17 protein-coding genes are annotated in these 14,829 nt (G+C 30.3%); 6 read left to right on the top strand and 11 right to left on the bottom strand.

Going from position 1 to position 14,829, the window contains the following annotated elements:
• Positions 1-158 precede the first annotated feature (158 nt).
• From ACN0WI_RS15905 to ACN0WI_RS15895, 3 genes are read left to right on the top strand one after another with little or no spacing between them, the layout of a single operon-like run.
• Complete coding sequence (locus ACN0WI_RS15905) at positions 159-1,610, top strand: RimK family protein (protein WP_417888038.1); 1,452 nt, start codon at positions 159-161, stop codon at positions 1,608-1,610.
• A 1-nt stretch (position 1,611) separates the two neighbouring features.
• Positions 1,612-2,829, top strand: coding sequence for a glutamate-cysteine ligase family protein (locus ACN0WI_RS15900; protein WP_417888037.1), 1,218 nt, complete (start codon positions 1,612-1,614; stop codon positions 2,827-2,829).
• A complete protein-coding gene (locus tag ACN0WI_RS15895; RefSeq protein WP_417888036.1) occupies positions 2,826-3,530 on the top strand; it encodes an N-formylglutamate amidohydrolase in 705 nt (234 codons plus the stop codon). The genes ACN0WI_RS15900 and ACN0WI_RS15895 overlap by 4 nt, the downstream gene beginning before the upstream one ends.
• 65 nt (positions 3,531-3,595) lie before the next feature.
• Here the strand turns inward: ACN0WI_RS15895 and ACN0WI_RS15890 are convergent, their stop codons facing one another.
• The 4 genes from ACN0WI_RS15890 to ACN0WI_RS15875 all read right to left on the bottom strand — a co-directional run bounded on the left by ACN0WI_RS15890 (position 3,596) and on the right by ACN0WI_RS15875 (position 6,012).
• Complete coding sequence (locus ACN0WI_RS15890; RefSeq protein ID WP_417888035.1) at positions 3,596-4,009, bottom strand: OsmC family protein; 414 nt, start codon at positions 4,007-4,009, stop codon at positions 3,596-3,598.
• Between the two features lie 188 nt (positions 4,010-4,197).
• Positions 4,198-4,629, bottom strand: a complete 432-nt coding sequence (locus ACN0WI_RS15885; RefSeq protein ID WP_417888034.1) for an FKBP-type peptidyl-prolyl cis-trans isomerase — start codon at positions 4,627-4,629, stop codon at positions 4,198-4,200.
• A 115-nt stretch (positions 4,630-4,744) separates the two neighbouring features.
• A complete protein-coding gene (locus ACN0WI_RS15880) occupies positions 4,745-5,248 on the bottom strand; it encodes a threonine/serine exporter family protein (protein WP_417888033.1) in 504 nt (167 codons plus the stop codon).
• 2 nt (positions 5,249-5,250) lie between these two features.
• Positions 5,251-6,012 carry a threonine/serine ThrE exporter family protein gene (locus ACN0WI_RS15875; RefSeq protein WP_417888032.1) on the bottom strand — a complete coding sequence of 254 codons (762 nt, stop codon included), beginning with the start codon at positions 6,010-6,012 and terminating at the stop codon, positions 5,251-5,253.
• A 252-nt stretch (positions 6,013-6,264) separates the two neighbouring features.
• Between ACN0WI_RS15875 and ACN0WI_RS15870 the strand changes: the two genes are divergently transcribed.
• Complete coding sequence (locus ACN0WI_RS15870; RefSeq protein ID WP_417888031.1) at positions 6,265-6,708, top strand: 3D domain-containing protein; 444 nt, start codon at positions 6,265-6,267, stop codon at positions 6,706-6,708.
• A gap of 379 nt (positions 6,709-7,087) precedes the next feature.
• Here the strand turns inward: ACN0WI_RS15870 and ACN0WI_RS15865 are convergent, their stop codons facing one another.
• Positions 7,088-7,732: a hypothetical protein gene (locus ACN0WI_RS15865; protein ID WP_417888030.1), complete on the bottom strand. Its 645-nt coding sequence runs from the start codon at positions 7,730-7,732 to the stop codon at positions 7,088-7,090.
• Between the two features lie 102 nt (positions 7,733-7,834).
• Between ACN0WI_RS15865 and ACN0WI_RS15860 the strand changes: the two genes are divergently transcribed.
• The gene (locus tag ACN0WI_RS15860; protein ID WP_417888029.1) at positions 7,835-9,166 is read left to right on the top strand and encodes an aspartate kinase; all 1,332 of its coding nucleotides are present in this window, start codon (positions 7,835-7,837) and stop codon (positions 9,164-9,166) included.
• 24 nt (positions 9,167-9,190) lie between these two features.
• Here the strand turns inward: ACN0WI_RS15860 and ACN0WI_RS15855 are convergent, their stop codons facing one another.
• Positions 9,191-10,453, bottom strand: coding sequence for a glycosyltransferase (locus ACN0WI_RS15855; RefSeq protein ID WP_417888028.1), 1,263 nt, complete (start codon positions 10,451-10,453; stop codon positions 9,191-9,193).
• A gap of 111 nt (positions 10,454-10,564) precedes the next feature.
• Here ACN0WI_RS15855 and ACN0WI_RS15850 point away from each other — a divergent pair, with 111 nt between their 5' ends.
• A complete protein-coding gene (locus tag ACN0WI_RS15850; RefSeq protein ID WP_417888027.1) occupies positions 10,565-11,074 on the top strand; it encodes a GreA/GreB family elongation factor in 510 nt (169 codons plus the stop codon).
• 52 nt (positions 11,075-11,126) lie between these two features.
• Here the strand turns inward: ACN0WI_RS15850 and ACN0WI_RS15845 are convergent, their stop codons facing one another.
• The 5 genes from ACN0WI_RS15845 to ACN0WI_RS15825 all read right to left on the bottom strand — a co-directional run bounded on the left by ACN0WI_RS15845 (position 11,127) and on the right by ACN0WI_RS15825 (position 14,754).
• The gene (locus ACN0WI_RS15845) at positions 11,127-11,549 is read right to left on the bottom strand and encodes a hypothetical protein (RefSeq protein ID WP_417888026.1); all 423 of its coding nucleotides are present in this window, start codon (positions 11,547-11,549) and stop codon (positions 11,127-11,129) included.
• A gap of 114 nt (positions 11,550-11,663) precedes the next feature.
• Positions 11,664-12,242, bottom strand: coding sequence for a pentapeptide repeat-containing protein (locus ACN0WI_RS15840; RefSeq protein WP_417888025.1), 579 nt, complete (start codon positions 12,240-12,242; stop codon positions 11,664-11,666).
• A 161-nt stretch (positions 12,243-12,403) separates the two neighbouring features.
• Positions 12,404-13,309, bottom strand: a complete 906-nt coding sequence (locus ACN0WI_RS15835; RefSeq protein ID WP_417888024.1) for an EamA family transporter — start codon at positions 13,307-13,309, stop codon at positions 12,404-12,406.
• The gene (locus ACN0WI_RS15830) at positions 13,302-14,096 is read right to left on the bottom strand and encodes an alpha/beta hydrolase (protein ID WP_417888023.1); all 795 of its coding nucleotides are present in this window, start codon (positions 14,094-14,096) and stop codon (positions 13,302-13,304) included. The genes ACN0WI_RS15835 and ACN0WI_RS15830 overlap by 8 nt, the downstream gene beginning before the upstream one ends.
• Positions 14,097-14,172: 76 nt before the next feature.
• Positions 14,173-14,754, bottom strand: coding sequence for a Crp/Fnr family transcriptional regulator (locus ACN0WI_RS15825; RefSeq protein WP_417888022.1), 582 nt, complete (start codon positions 14,752-14,754; stop codon positions 14,173-14,175).
• Positions 14,755-14,829: the final 75 nt, after the last annotated feature.

The following is a 14,829-nucleotide window of genomic DNA, read 5'->3' as shown; positions in this document are numbered from 1 at the left end:
GTCAGTTAAAAATGAACTAAAATAATATATAGAAATACAATTCAATTGTACATAACTAACAAAAGATTTCAACTTTTTATTTGGTATGAAAATTCTAAAAAAATTATGATTAATACTTCTAATTTTCAACTACATTTGATCAATTGTATCAATCATAGATGAATAAAATTTTAGTTGTTAATCAGCCAGAAAAATGGAATGTTAAGCTTGAAAATGTTCAAATTATTTCAGCGCAAGATTACTTAACAAATCCAAAATTTTCAAAAATTAAAAATGCGCGTATTTTTAATTTATCAAAAAACTATAATTACCAAACAAAAGGATATTACGTATCCTTATTGGCAGAAGCTAGAGGGCATTTAGCTATTCCTACTGTTAAAAATTTAGTAGATCTTAGAGAACCTAAATTAGTAAAAATTATTTCGGAAGAATTCGATGATGTTATTCAAAAATCATTAAAATCTATAAAATCACAAGAATTTGTTTTAAGCGTTTATTTTGGCCAAAATGTAGCTCAAAAATACAAAGAGCTTAGTTCTTTATTTTTTAGGCATTTTCAAATTCCTTTTTTACAGGTGAAATTTTCATTTCACACAAAGTGGAACATAAAAAGCATAAGAGCACTTTCTGAATCTGAAATAAATAAAGATCACTTAGAAAGTATGTATTATTTTGCTACCGAGTACTTTGCTAAAAAACGTTACGATACCGTAAAACCACAAAAATATGATTATGATTTAGCGATTCTTGTACAGAAAGACGATCCTGCGCCGCCTAGTAACTCAAAGGCCTTAAAAAATTTTATTGAGATAGCTGAAAAACTTAATTTTTATGTAGAATTAATTTCTCCGAAAGATTTATCGAGATTATCGACTTTTGATGCTCTTTTTATTCGCCAAAGTACCGAAGTAAATAATGAAGCTTACGCATTTGCAAGAAAAGCACAACAAGAAGGTATAGCAATAATCGATTATCCAGATGCAATTTTAAAGTGTTGTAACAAAGTATTTATGGCAGAAGCTTTAGAAAATGCAGCTATTGCTACTCCTAAAACCATGATTATTCATAAAGAAAATAAGGATTTAGCAGTAATCAATTTAGGATTACCTATTGTTTTAAAATCTCCAGATTCTACATTTAGCTTCGGAGTTAAAAAAGCAAAAACTGAAGAAGAATACCAAGAGCTTGTTGAGAAAATGCTAAAAGATTCTGAATTAATAATTGCTCAACAATTTACTCCGTCCGATTACGATTGGCGAATTGGTGTTTTAGATGGAAAAGCTTTTTACGCTTGTAGGTACTATATGGCAAAGGGACATTGGCAAATTTATAATTGGGCTGCGACGAAAAAGCAGGAACAAGATGGAAATGCTGATACGGTGGCTTTAGAAGACGTTCCGGCGAAAGTGTTAGATCTAGCAATTAAATCTGCTAAACTTATGGGAGATGGCTTATATGGAGTTGATATTAAAGAAATTAATGCTGAGGCTGTGGTTATTGAAATAAATGACAACCCAAATATCGATTTTGGAGTTGAAGATAGGTTTTACGGAGAAAAAGTATATAAATTAATTATTCAGGCCTTAAAAAATAGGTTAGAAAATAAGTAATATGAGTTATCATCTTTTTGAAGTTTTTGGAATTGAATTAGAATATATGTTGGTGACTAAGGATTTAAAAGTAAATCCGATTGCCGACCAACTCTTTATTAAAAAAACCGGAGCTATTACTTCTGATGTTAATAATGGAAAAATTGAATGGAGTAACGAATTAGTAGCGCATGTTGTGGAATTAAAAACAGCATGCCCTACATCAGAAATTGAAGATTTAGATGAGTTATTTGCTGAAAATATTTCAGAAATAAATAAACTATTAAAAGGATTTAACACCTCTTTATTGCCAACAGCAGCGCATCCGTTAATGAATCCGGCGACTGAAACAAAACTTTGGCCACATGATTATAATGAGATTTATGAGCTCTACAATCAGATTTTTGATTGTAGTGGGCATGGTTGGAGTAATGTGCAGAGCATGCATATTAATTTACCGTTTATAGATGATACTGAATTTGAAAAATTACATGCAGCTATTCGGATTATTTTACCGATTATCCCAGCTTTAAGTGCTTCTTCGCCCATTTTTGAAGGAAAAGTGACAGGATTTCTAGATAGTCGAATGCAAGTTTATAAAACCAATCAAAAAGAAATTCCTGAAATGGCAGGAAAAATTGTACCCGAGGCAGCTTTTTCTAAAGTAGCTTATACGAAAGAAATTTTTGAACCTATTAGATCCGCTATTAAACCATATGACAAAAAAGGGATTTTAAAACATTACTTTTTAAATTCTCGCGGAGCTATTGCTCGTTTTGATAGAGGTTCAATAGAAATTCGAGTAATAGATTTACAAGAATGCCCTAAAGCAGATATTGCTATTGCTATTCTGATTATAGAAACGCTTAAAGCGATTGTAAACGAAGATTTTATTTTGCTAGCGGACCAAAAAGAGTGGACAGAAATAGATCTTTTTGAAATTCTAGATGATATTATAAAACATGGAGAAAAATCAATAATAGAAAATGAAGCTTATTTGGCTATTTTTAATATTACAAAAGGAGCTTCTGTTACTGAAATTTGGAAAATTATTTTTGAAAAATTAAAGAAAAATATAGCAATTAAACATCAAGAAACAATTCAATTTTTGCTAGAAAAGGGCTCGTTGGCTACTCGAATACTAAATTCTTTAGAAGGAAATTATTCCGAAGAGAATATCAAAAAAACATATTCAAAATTAGCGGTTTGTTTATCTAAAAATGAATTATTTACACCTTGAAGTTTATTGTAAGCTGCGAGCATGCAAGTAATGCATTACCAGAAAAATATAAATATTTAAAATCGGATAATGAATCTATTTGGAAAAGTCATCGCGGGTTCGATATCGGTGCATATAGTTTATTTTTAGAATTGAAAAATATAGCCGATTCTAATTTTGAATATGAATATAGCCGATTATTAATAGAGCCAAATCGATCATTACATCACCGAAATTTATTTTCAGAATTTTCTAGAAACTTAGAAGCTGCTGAAAAAAGAGATCTTATTGAAAATTACTACTTGAAATATAGAAATGAAGTTGAAAAATGCATCGAAGAATATATACGAGTAGGAGAGACCGTATTTCATATTTCTGCACATAGTTTTACACCTAATTTAAATGGTGTGGAGAGAAATACTGAAATTGGTTTATTATATGATCCAAGTCGTGATTTAGAAAAATTAATGGCTAAAAGTTTAAAAAGTCAATTTGTAATTAATAATAATTTTAGGGTAAGGTTTAATTATCCGTATTTAGGAATAGCAGATGGTTTTACTACTTATTTACGTAAGAAATTCAAGAAGAATTATATAGGAATAGAACTTGAAGTTAACCAGAAACTTGCCACCAAAAATATATTTTCAAAATCATTACTAACTTCTTTTAAAGAAGCATTAACAGTTAGTATTGATCTCTATAAAAGGGGAGGATATTTATAATAAAGAAAATCGCCTATACAAGGTAGACGATTTTTTATTAAGTTAGATTACTGTTAAATAAGATTTTAGCTTAATAACTTAGCATCTAATGTAATTTCAGTATCTAATAATTTTGATAGTGGGCAACTTTCTTTTGCTTTATTAGCAATTTCTTTGAATTTTTCTTCTGAAATTCCTGGTACTTTACCTTCTAAAATAAGATGAGATTTAGATATTTCTCCATCTTCAAAAGTAATTTCAGATCGAGTTTCTAACTGATCTGCAGGAAAATCATCTTCAGCTAAAAAAGCAGAAAGCTGCATGGTAAAACAGCCCGAGTGTGCTGCACCTACAAGTTCTTCGGGATTAGTACCGTTACCATCCTCAAAACGAGTTTTATATGAATATTGCGTTTTATTTAGTATTCCGCTTTCGGTTGTAAGATTACCTTCTCCTTCTTTTAAGGTTCCTTTCCAAATTGCACTTGCTTTTCTTATCATAATAATCTTTAGTTTTTTGTTTACATAAAGATACTATCTATACAAATATCCAAAAAGAACTTTATAAAAAGCTTAAGTCTTCTAAGAATAGATTTAATACTATTTTTTGAAATCGGAAGATATTAGTAATAAAAAAATCCTTGTTAGTTTACACCAACAAGGATTTTTATAAAATATATGTTCAGAAATTATTTAATTTCTACAACTTCAAGATCAAAAACTAAATCTTTACCAGCTAATGGGTGGTTTCCATCTACTACAATTGTAGCATCTTTAACATCAGTTACAACAAGATTCATTTCACGACCATCTGGTGTTTTAGAAACTAATCCCATTCCAACTTTTGGTTCTAGATCTTCTGGAAGTTGATTTTTTTCTACTTCTTGGATAAGCTCTTCACGAGGCTCTCCGTAAGCTTCTTCTTTTGGTATATTTATAGTTTTCTTTTCATTCACTTCCATATCCAAAAGTCCTTTCTCAAAACCAGGAATTAACTGGCCTTGTCCCATTGTAAATTCGATTGGTTCTCCGCGTTCAACTGAACTGTCGAATACTTGACCATCTGCTAATTTACCGGTGTAATGAACTTTTACAGTATCATTTTCTTTTACTTGACTCATAAATTTTATTTTCAAAGATTAAGCAAGGCTGACTTTTTATAGCCAACCCGTTAAAAGTGCAAAGGTACAGATCTAAAATCCTTTTACAAGTAAATTGGCTTCAAAATCGAAATAACTACTTTTTTGTAGGCTTTTTAAACTTTATCCTAATTTCCTTAACCGAATCTCGACGAGTTAACAACATAGGTGTGGAAACCCCTAAAGAAATAGCGATAAGGATAAACATGGTTTTAAATCCATTTGAAACAGTACTATTCAAAATTGTTAGAAAATGGTCAGGATCGGTATTATTCGTTATTTCTATAATTCCTTTCATGGTACGGTAAGCAAAAGCACCCGGAACCATTGGAATTACTGAAGGTATTGCAAAAACAAATGGAGGCGAATGTTTACTGTGAGCAGCCCAAATACTTAAAAACCCCACCAAAACAGCTCCAGCAAAAGTACCGAGTATAACGCTATCGTGCCAACTCATAATAAGCATTTTAAGGGTGCCTCCCAAAGCAGCCATCAAAAAAATAGTAAATAGCGTTCGTTTGGGTACGTTAAACAAAATAGCAAAACCAACTGCAGCAAAACCAAACCAAATCCATTTTTCATATAAATCAAAATACTCCATAATCAAATTTCATTATATATAAATAAAGCGAGTAATAGACCGGCTGCAATAGCAAAAGAAATAACAAAGCCATTTACAGCTCGTAAACCACCATTTAAGCTATAACCGTCTAATATATCGGAAAGTGAGTTTATTAAAGGAATCCCTGGTATTAAATATAAAATTCCCGTTATATAAACAACTTTATCTAAAGAATCGGGAAAAAAATAAGCACTTCCTCCTGTTATAAGTGTTGTGCTAAAAGAAGATAAAAATACGGTTATGTAAGCATTCATTTTCTTTTTGCCTAATTCTTGTTTTATGAATAACCCCATGAAAGAGCCTATATAAACAACTAGCATTTCAAGAAAACCTCCTCCAGCTAATCTACAAAAAGAACTACATGCTAATGCTACAATAGCTAATACTAAAATTCTAGGATAATGAGATAAGGATTGTAAGCGAATAACTTCTTCATTTACCTTATTTATAGAGAGTTTTTCCTCTACAATTCGCCAACTTAATTTACTAAGCCCGCTTACCACTCTAAAATTTGGTAATAACCCTTTTGCTTGTCTCACCTCATCAAAAACTAATTTTTCATCTTTATGGATAGTTAACATAATAGCTCGGTGAGTAATTAAAAAATCTGCATCATAATTATAGCCATTCGCAATACGCTGCATTGTTATACGAACTCTGTTGGTATTTGCACCGGAACTCATTAATAACGTCCCAACTTTTAAAAGCAAACTACCTACAGAACGGGCTTCTTTATTTTCCATATTAGAAAAATGGTTACTATTACCTAATGGTTAATTTTACACTAAATTTTATGCAAAAATACAATTTGTTAATCCATTAAACACAGAAATATCAAGCAACTTCAGGGTGTTTTAAACTTTTACGTTTTTATAATAATTAGTAATGTTTTTGTTGATTAATATGAAATACGAAAACAATATTTTTTATCAAAACTGCCGAATAATGATTCTTTTTTTATAATTTAATCAATAGACTTTTGGGCTAATTTTTTTATGAAAGAAAAATATTCTAAAATTTGTTTGCTATTGCTTCTTTTAGGTGCTTTTTCTTGTAAATATTATTCTAAAAAAGAACAAGCTAAAAAGAAAATAGAACCAAATATTTATACAGATACCTTATTAGTTACCGTATCGGCTTTTAATTCTGTAAAACAACAAACTAATTACGAAAATCCTGATATCGCGGCTTGGGGCGATACATTAAAACCAGGTATGAATGCTATTGCTGTTTCTAGAGATTTACTTGCAAAAGGAATAAGCCATAATAGCAAAATTAAAATTGAAGGATTTGATAGTATATTTTTCGTTAAAGATAAAATGAATAGTAAGTGGAGAAATAGAATCGATATTTACATGGGAACCAATATAAAAAAAGCAACTCGTTTTGGTCGGAAAAAACTTACTATCTACATTTTAAAAGGTACAATTCAGAAATAGTAAAACAATTATATAACCTCATCATATTCAGAATAAATACTAGTAATACTATTTTCAAATAAACAATATTTATAATTATATAAATAATAAAGAAAATAGGAGAAAAAAGCTTGAAGTGTAATAATTTTGCACCGCCTACTCAAAAAACACGAAACCACCCAAAACCTTTTTGCGTATATAAAATTTTAGATAATTAGTAATAGCTTATGAAAGCTTACAAAAAGATAAACCAAGAGACTAAATACACTAAGGAAGAGGAATGTAAAGAACCTCCTCTAGCATTTGGGAAAACAACTAAAATTTCCATCTTTATTGTTATAATTGTAACTACAATAGCATTATTAGGCGTATTTTTAGGATATTGGTAACTAAATAAGTATTATTTTTTTATCTCATTTAATAATAAAAAAGCTTGATTTACATATTGTGGTTCTAAAAAAATTGCAAAATAATTTGAAGTCGATATCATTTCAAAAATGGGGATGCCTTCATAAGCTAACAGTTTAAAAAAGTAAAAATACATTCCTACAGATTGACTACTGTTTTTTGGAAGAGCTATAGTAATTGAAGAAAGATCATCTTTAACAGTCACTCGAACCTCATTAGTAAAATAATCTTCCACTAAATATTTTAAGCTCGAAGAAACCAATATATTACTTTCCTGATAATTACTCGAATAATTTAAATATATACCACTTTGATCTTTAACGGCATCTAATAATTTAGATTTATTAGCAATAATTGTTTTTGAATTTAAAAAAGTATATTCAGTAATTCCTGAACGAACAATAATATCTCCTAATTCTCGAAGATTTTTTTGGTTTATTTTTATTCTATTAGGAGCATAACGCCTAAGTGCCATAATAATACTACCCGTTTTTACAGGTTTTCGCATTTCTTTTTCTACCTCTGGCTGCAAATCTTCTGCTAATCCGCTAAAATTAATAATATTTCGGGTTATAGCATCGTCTAAAAATGGTTGATGACGAATAATATCGTGTACACAAGTGGTAATTGTTTTCATTGTTTAATAATAAACATTTTGTACAAATGTATATAAAATGAATCATTTTTTTCTAAAAGTTAGGCTTTCATCTTAAACTTGTAGCAGTTAAAAATGACAATAATGAAAGTTTTAAAATTCGGTGGAACATCCGTAGGAACTGCAGAAAGTATTCAGAATGTAAAAAATATCGTTCAGAATCAATCCGGCAAAAAGTTATTAGTACTTTCTGCTATGAGTGGAGTTACAAACGATTTAGTAGCAATTTCTAACCTAACTAAAACTCAAAATAGGGAAGCGGCTACAAAAATTATTGATGCGCTTAAGGAACGTCATTTTGAAACAATAGATAAGCTTATTTCAAATAAAGCTATAAATAATAAAACAAAGGTTTTTGTATCGGAACGTTTAAATGAATTAACGGCTGCAAGCCTTAACGAATATTCTGAAAACTTATATGCTGAAATTGTTACGTATGGAGAAACTATGCTTACCTATATTGTATCGAGCTACTTTAAAGCGGAAGGTATTTATAACTCTTGGTTAGATGCTAAAGAATTTATGCATGTAGATTCTATAGAAAATCCGGATACTAATAGAATAGGTCAATTATTTGGAGAAGCCACACAAAATTGTACAGCAAAAGATCTATTTATCACACAAGGTTTTGTTCGGTTAGACAAAAACAACAACATAAGTACTCTAAAACGTGGAGGGAGCGATTATACGGCAACCATTTTAGGAGGAGCTATTGGAGCTTCCGAAGTACAAATTTGGACTGATATTGACGGATTCCATAATAACGATCCTCGGTATGTACCGGATACTTACGCCATATCCGAATTAACTTTTGAAGAAGCCGCTGAGCTTGCTTATTTCGGAGCCAAAATTTTGCACCCTCAAACAGTCTCTCCTGTTATCGCTAAAGGAATCCCAATTGTACTTAAAAACACATTTACTCCTGATGCTATTGGAACAAAAATATCATCCCATATTACAAGCAAAGGGCTAAAAGCTATAGCTGCTAAAGATGATATTACTGCCATTAAAATTAAATCGAATAGAATGTTGATGGCACACGGATTTTTACATAAAATATTTGAAGTTTTCGATACGTTTGAAACTTCTATTGATATGATTACTACATCGGAAATAGCAATTTCTTTAACTATAGATGATGATAGAAACTTAGAACAAATTCTGGAAGCTTTAAACGATTATGGAGAAATTACCGTCGATAAATCACAAAGTATTATTTGCATTGTAGGTGAATCTTTAATTGAAGATCAATCCAGTTATCATATTTTCGAAATTCTAAACGACATTCCTGTCCGAATGATTAGTTATGGAGGAAGTAGTAACAACATCTCGTTATTGGTAGATACGGAGGATAAAATCACTGCTTTGCGAAAATTAAATCAAAAATTATTTCAACAAATTTCTATAACGGCCTAATTTAATTAATTTGATTTAGTTTTTTTAAACCGTGCCTTTGGCGCGGTTTTCTTCTTTTTCAGCAATATACTTAGACATAAAATAGGTACTCCGGTTATAATGAAACTTAAGCATACTACCTGTAAAATTTTCTAATCGATGCTGATCGAGATTAGAGGAAACAACTTCAATTTTTTCTCGAAGTTTAGGTAGCAAATCGGAGGCAGAAAATCGACTATTTAAAATTTCAGGACCTTTTTTTGATTTTTGATTCCATAAATTTTCATTCGTATATAACTCGATTGCTTTTTCTACAAATTCAATATCATTATCGGTTACAAATCCGTTCCAATTTTCTGCACTAGTTATTCCTTCTACACCAATAGAAGTAGTAACCGATGGAGTTCCCGTTTGCATTGCATCTACAAATTTCCCTTTTAATCCGGCTCCAAATTGTAAAGGAGCCAAAAGAATTCTTGCAGTTTTTAAAACATCGAAAGCTTGTTCAGCCCTTCCTTTAATTAAAAATCCTTCTTTTTCGTTATGTAAATTATACACTTTACTAGAAGGATAAGCTCCATAAATTAATAAATTAGCATTGAGCGATTTTTTTCGTATTTCAGGCCATATCTTATTCTTTAGATGAAGTACAGCATTCCAATTAGGTTCGTGTAAAAAATTGCCAATAAATACAAAATCCGATCGTTTATCGAAATTAGGTAAATCAACCGTTATTTTTAATTTTTTTTCAGATAAAGCATACGGTAAATAATGCAAAATACTAGGAGGAATAGCAAATGATTTTTGAAGTATTTCCATTTCAAAATCTGCTATTATCAAACTAATATCACAACGGTAAATTGCCGCAATTTCTCGTTTGGCTAAATCTGAATTCCGAAGAAAAGAATCAAATTTTTCCGGTTGCTGTAATGCTTTTTTTCTAGCATTTCGTAAAAAATGAAGATCTTCGGTATCTAGAATTTTTATTGCATTTGGGCAAGTTTCTTCAATACGCCATCCAAACTGTTCTTCCATCATAAACCGATCGAATAATACGATATTTGGCTGTAAAGAACTAGCAAATTCATTAAAGCTATCTTTATTTAATTCGATATGTGCAGTTTTTATTCCTAAACTTTCAATCTCAAATCTGTAATTAGAATCTTTTGCCGTTGTCGCGAAAGTAATTTCAAAATTATTCGACAAAAAGAATTGTAAAAGCTGAAGCATTCTGCTTCCTGCAGCCGAAGACTCAGGCTCTGGCCAAACATATCCAATTACCAAAAGTTTTTTTGCTTTTACAGACATACTAATTATCGATTTTAAACAAAAGTAGTATTCCTAAACAAATAGGAATCTATTACTTTTTGAAAACCGATAAAAATAGTGTAAATTAATAAGTTGATAAAATGAAAAAGAATGAGTAGAGGATTTGTGAAAGAAGAAGATCAAGAAGAGGCTCCAGTAATACCGCCAAGAGCAGCACTGCCAGCTGGAGTTATCAATTATGTAACACCAGAAGGTTATAAAGCTTTAGAAGATGAACAAAAAGAGTTAGAATTAGCTCGAAAAAATGTAGATACCGAGAATGAGACAGAAAAAAGGAGAGCTAAAGCTATAATAGACGGAAAATTAAAATTATTAGCAGAAAGGCGTACTGCTGCTAGAATTATTTATCCCAACCAGCAACCTAGCGGTGAAGTTCGTTTTGGTGCTTTTGTTAATTTGCTGAATAAGAATACAAATACACTGCAAGCATTTAAAATTGTTGGTGTAGATGAAGCAAATGTAAAACAGCAAAAAATAGCTTTTGTTGCCCCAATAGCTAAAGCTGTAACTGGGAAAAAAGTAGGAGAAATTGTCGAATTTCAATTAGGGCAGGAGCTGAGGCTTTTAGAGATTCAAAAAATTACTTACGCTTCAGAATAGATAAAAGATAACCAATAAAAAAGGGCTTCTATAAAAGCCCTTTTTTAATAAATTAATTCTTCTTTTTCAATAAATATTTTAAAGCGCCTGTAGACCATAATGCCCATAAGATTAGTACAGGCTGAAAGAAAAGACGAATAAGCCGTTTACGATCGGTATCTAAACCGAAAGCATCTATGCCGTTTATATACTGAGCGATATTTCCAGGGAAAATTAGAATGTAAAAAATGGCTAATACAATACCTACTTTTACTTTATGTTTAGCTAGAAAAACCATTAGCAAACCAAAAGAAATTTCCACAACACCAGAAGCTATTACAACAATATCTTTACTAAGTGGAATCCAATCGGGAACTTGTGCTTGAAATTCCCCTCGCTGAAAAGTTAAATGCCCAATTCCGGCCATTAACATCATTAATCCGAGTAAAATTCGAAATCCTGTTTGTATTTTAGAAGTATGAACATTTTTCATCATTATATCTTTTAAGATTAAATCGCGCGAAATTTAAATAAATCTGAAAATAGTTAAGTATTTTTTGTTTATAAATTTATATTAAAATAATTTATGCGATTAATTTGAATTTCAATATCATAAAATAGTCAAATCATATTTATACAATAAACTTTCAAGCTGATTTGCTGAAAATTTAGCTTTCTTCATGCTATTCTGTTCAGGATCTATAGCGAAATTTTGTGCATTGCTAAAATCTACTTTTTCAAGAACTGTTCTTGAAAATAATGCTCCCGTTAAATCTGAATTTGTAAATAGGGATGATGTTAAATCTACCTCAGAAAAATCGACTTGTTTTAAAGAACAATTTATAAATGCTGTTTTTTGCATTTTAGTTCTGAAGAAGGTACTGTAATCGAGTAAACAATTCTCAAATTTAAATGAAAACATAAACTCATTACATTTTGAAAAATCGATTCCGAGTATTTTAGAATCTAAAAATAGTACATTTCTAAAACCTGTACCGTCTATACTTGTCATCGAGAAGTTACAATTTTCGAAAGTACAATCTTCAAAAGTATTTCCTCGCAAGTCGCTTTCTGTAAAATTACACCTAATAAAATCGCATTGAAAAAATTCTCTGTTCCTTAATGTTTTTTCGGTGTAATTAATTTTCTCAAATTTTTTATCTTCATTTATAACTGTTTTGTTTCTCATTTAAAATGGTTTGTAATGTTAGAATCGGTATTATAAAAAGTTGATTTCGATTACTTAAATAAAGGTATAAAAAAGCGAGAACAAAATTGTTCTCGCCAATTAGTTTGCATTTATTATGTTTTAAATATTCTTCAATATTAAAAATTTTTAAAATAGAGTATTTACTTTTTACTACGTCGGAATAAATTTGTCCAATTAATTACGAGTACAGCTATTAAAATAATTAAAATCCCTAACCATTGTAGCACAGATATTTTTTCATTTAACACTAAATATGCGCTAAAAACAGAAACCGGTATTTCTAAAGCTGCAATTATACTTCCTAAACCAGTACCAATTTCAGGAAACCCCTTATTGAATAAAATAGGAGGAAGTATGGTCCCGAAGAAACCTAGAAAGGTGCCCCATTTTAAAAATAATGGTAAATTAAACTCTTCTAAAATTTGAAAATTCCAAAACATAGTTACTACGATAAGGCCGCCTAACACTAAATATTTACTTCGTGTAATTATAGGAAGTTCTAGAGCTACTTTATTAGAAGTATACATAGCTCCTGTGTAACTAAGTGCTGCTAAAAGCCCAAAGCCAATTCCTGTAAAATTAATCGAAATTTCTCCTTCAAACAATTTTGCTGCTAGAGCTGTTCCGAGAATTGCCAATATTGCACCTAAAATTTTAGTATTTGTAATTAAATGTCTTGCCACAAAATATTCAAGTACCACGCCCATCCAGATGGTTTGCATCAGTAAAATAATACCTACTGATACCGGAACATATTGTATAGAAAGGTAATAGAAACTACTGGTAAGCCCCAGTGTAGTTCCGAAAAGCATTAATTTTAATTTTGGACATCTTGAAATAATAGGCTTTTTTATAGTAGATTTCGATTTTTGAGAGATAAAAAACGAGACTATACTCAATACTACTGCGCCAAATAAATATTGTGAAAATGCAAGTCCTGCCGTACCAAAACCATTATTATTTGCATATTTTACAAAAGTAGCTAAGACCCCGTAAGAAGAAGCTCCTACAGCAATAAAAATTATACCCTTTAAATTACTATTCATTATTTTTGAAAAATTTATGTAATATATAAATTTGAGTATTCGCAGCATCAGCCCAATAATCTGCATTATGTTTTCCTGGACTTTCTTCGTAATAATGTGGAATATTCAATGCTATAAGTTTTTTGTGAAGTTCTAGGTTTTGTTCAATTAAAACATCATTATACCCACAACTAATCAAGATTTTTTGATTCGAATTTTTCAATTTTTCGATTTGAGAACTAGCGGTATAAGCTTTCCATTTCTCTTTGTTATTTCCTAAAATTTTTGTCACCCCATAATCTTCTCCGTAAGCTAACATATTAATTGCTCCACTAATACTTACTATTGCTGAAAATAATTTTGGATGACGAGCGCCTAAATATAAGGCTCCATGACCTCCCATACTCCAGCCCATAATTGCTTTTTGAGATTGTTGTGTATGATATTTTTTATTGATATAGCTATTTAATTCCGAAGTTATAAAAGTTTCATATTTTGAATTTTTAATAGGACTATCAATATACCAGCTATCATAATTACCATCAGGTAGAACAAATACCATATTGTAGGTAACACTGAGTTTTAATAAAGTGGGAATATCTTTTTTAAGTGTTCGTTCGGGATTGCCGCTATACCCATGCAACACATAAATTATGGATAGATTTTTATTTTTTGATGGCGTTATAACAATTGTTTCAATATTTTTTTTCATCGATTTGCTGTAGACTTCCAAGGTATCGATTTGTTGAGCCAATGCGTTAGTGCAATACACTATTAGAAAAGCGAATAATAAGAATAATCGTTTCATTTTACTATATTATTAAATTAATAAGGCAAAGCTATATCGCTCCATTAACTAAAACATGTACATATGTTGAAAAGAATCAATTATTTTTTAAGTTTTTTCGGATTCGACTTAATTGAGTTGGAGTAATGCCTAAATACGATGAAATTTGATGTTGTTTTAACCGATTTTCGATTGTACTATATTCATTTTTAAATGTTTTATAGCGTGTTTTAGCTGTTTCATATTTTAAATTAATTTCCAATAGCTCTTTATCTACTACCCAATTTTTTTCTAAATAATTAATATGGAAAGAAGCAATTTCAGGAAATTCCTTCATTAATAATCGATAATCGCTATTTTGATATTCTAAAATATGAGTGTCTTCTAAAGCCTGAATACTGAAAAGACTAGATTTCTTTTGAATAAGTGCTGATGTTGAAGCAATAAATGAATTTTCTGAGAAGAATTTTTTAATAACAATAGTACCATTTTCGAAGGTGTGAAAATAGGAAAACAAACCTTGATTAATATAAGCGTATGCTTTTGGAATTTGCCCTTGCTCTAAAAAATAAGCTCCTTTTGGAATAAGACGTGGCTTTGAAATAGCAATAAAAGCTGCTGTAGCTTCTGCTGAAAGCTGCTGATATTTAGTTAACGCATCTATAAATTTCTGTATCAAAAAAGTGAATTTTACTTATAAAAGTTCAAATGAAACAGGGCAAATTTAATCATAAAAAAAGCGGAAACAACAGTT

Origin of the sequence: Zunongwangia sp. (assembly GCF_048269745.1) — a bacterium.
GTDB lineage: Bacteria > Bacteroidota > Bacteroidia > Flavobacteriales > Flavobacteriaceae > Zunongwangia.
Note: the sequence above shows the minus strand (reverse complement) of the source record. Positions and strands in the feature narration are given on the sequence as shown.

Bases quoted from the DNA above. Each gene is read 5' to 3' on its own strand.
- ACN0WI_RS15905 (WP_417888038.1), top strand. From the start codon at position 159: ATGAATAAAATTTTAGTTGTTAATCAGCCAGAAAAATGGAATGTTAAG.
- ACN0WI_RS15870 (WP_417888031.1), top strand. From the start codon at position 6,265: ATGAAAGAAAAATATTCTAAAATTTGTTTGCTATTGCTTCTTTTAGGT.
- ACN0WI_RS15845 (WP_417888026.1), bottom strand. From the start codon at position 11,549: ATGATGAAAAATGTTCATACTTCTAAAATACAAACAGGATTTCGAATT.
- ACN0WI_RS15880 (WP_417888033.1), bottom strand. From the start codon at position 5,248: ATGGAGTATTTTGATTTATATGAAAAATGGATTTGGTTTGGTTTTGCT.
- ACN0WI_RS15875 (WP_417888032.1), bottom strand. From the start codon at position 6,012: ATGGAAAATAAAGAAGCCCGTTCTGTAGGTAGTTTGCTTTTAAAAGTT.
- ACN0WI_RS15900 (WP_417888037.1), top strand. From the start codon at position 1,612: ATGAGTTATCATCTTTTTGAAGTTTTTGGAATTGAATTAGAATATATG.
- ACN0WI_RS15855 (WP_417888028.1), bottom strand. From the start codon at position 10,453: ATGTCTGTAAAAGCAAAAAAACTTTTGGTAATTGGATATGTTTGGCCA.
- ACN0WI_RS15830 (WP_417888023.1), bottom strand. From the start codon at position 14,096: ATGAAACGATTATTCTTATTATTCGCTTTTCTAATAGTGTATTGCACT.
- ACN0WI_RS15835 (WP_417888024.1), bottom strand. From the start codon at position 13,309: ATGAATAGTAATTTAAAGGGTATAATTTTTATTGCTGTAGGAGCTTCT.
- ACN0WI_RS15865 (WP_417888030.1), bottom strand. From the start codon at position 7,732: ATGAAAACAATTACCACTTGTGTACACGATATTATTCGTCATCAACCA.
- ACN0WI_RS15885 (WP_417888034.1), bottom strand. From the start codon at position 4,629: ATGAGTCAAGTAAAAGAAAATGATACTGTAAAAGTTCATTACACCGGT.
- ACN0WI_RS15860 (WP_417888029.1), top strand. From the start codon at position 7,835: ATGAAAGTTTTAAAATTCGGTGGAACATCCGTAGGAACTGCAGAAAGT.
- ACN0WI_RS15850 (WP_417888027.1), top strand. From the start codon at position 10,565: ATGAGTAGAGGATTTGTGAAAGAAGAAGATCAAGAAGAGGCTCCAGTA.
- ACN0WI_RS15840 (WP_417888025.1), bottom strand. From the start codon at position 12,242: ATGAGAAACAAAACAGTTATAAATGAAGATAAAAAATTTGAGAAAATT.
- ACN0WI_RS15890 (WP_417888035.1), bottom strand. From the start codon at position 4,009: ATGATAAGAAAAGCAAGTGCAATTTGGAAAGGAACCTTAAAAGAAGGA.